This window comes from Rickettsia senegalensis (assembly GCF_056135685.1).
This window is the reverse complement of the sequence record NZ_JBVYTQ010000006.1, coordinates 1-991: the sequence shown is the minus strand read 5'-3', so window position 1 is coordinate 991 and position 991 is coordinate 1. Positions and strand designations below refer to the sequence as shown.

Genomic DNA, 991 nt, shown 5'->3' with positions numbered 1-991 from the left:
CAGTTCTTTTAATAAACCATCTTCCTTGAATAATGTTGATACATCTGTATCATTATTGATCAATAAATCTATCGCTTGATCCATTGCAGCATTTTGTTTCGCTCTCATTGTAATTTCTCTTTTTGTTATATTTTCTTTTATATAACCTTCCGAAAATTTACAGACTTATTTGGACAGAGCCAAAAAGTTAGCTGTTGAAAAGAATAACGAAATCTTATATCTTGAATACTCATCTGGCAGTCATAACTTATCAGACATTCAGATATAATTTTTATAATGCCTGTAAGATTAAATCTTGACTTCTACAACTTATTTGGACAGAGCCGCAATAGATGCGACAGAACCAAAAATGGTCCATGCCTATACCAAATTGGAATGCGGCTATGGCTCATTTTTTAATAAAATTTGAAGATAGAATCTAGCCCTTTTGAAAAGTTTACACACTTATTTGGGAAGACTCATAATACTATTTAAGTAAAATATAATATATTACATAGAGCCAACCAAGGAAACCATGAACTATAGCCCATAATATTGAATGGTTAACATTGAACGATATTGCTATTGCAAGTATTGAACCGAGCGAAATACCACCAAATCCTAAATATTTCATATATTCTAATAAATACTAGTATTTATTTTGACTACTGGGATCTTTTTGATCTTTATCAGTTTGTAGCTTATCTGACTTATTATGCATATTATTTTTATCATAATTAGTTTGTTGAGATTGATTACTTGATTTATCGCTCGTATGTTCCACAGTGCCTTTATTATTCTCTAAACTCATAATAGCCTCCTAACTTTGATACTTGTTGATAAAACTGTACTTTAAAGATAAATAAACAAAAGATATATTATAATATATGTTCACCCATCCTTACTTCTATGTTAACATTTTATCCATTGCTTGTTATATATTAAATTATTAATCTAGTTAAATTTATGTAACATGTTGTTTATAAATCACATTGGCAATTAATATGTCTCC

General features: G+C 28.8%; 1 protein-coding gene. It reads right to left on the bottom strand.

All coding sequences use genetic code 11. The features are described from left to right. Nucleotides 1-628: 628 nt before the first annotated feature. Complete coding sequence (locus AC0ODJ_RS09010; protein ID WP_218460666.1) at nt 629-790, bottom strand: hypothetical protein; 162 nt, start codon at nt 788-790, stop codon at nt 629-631. Between the last annotated feature and the right edge of the window lie 201 nt (nt 791-991).

What these genes read in the sequence shown, in the direction of transcription:
- AC0ODJ_RS09010 (WP_218460666.1), bottom strand. Translation starts at nt 790, where the DNA reads ATGAGTTTAGAGAATAATAAAGGCACTGTGGAACATACGAGCGATAAA.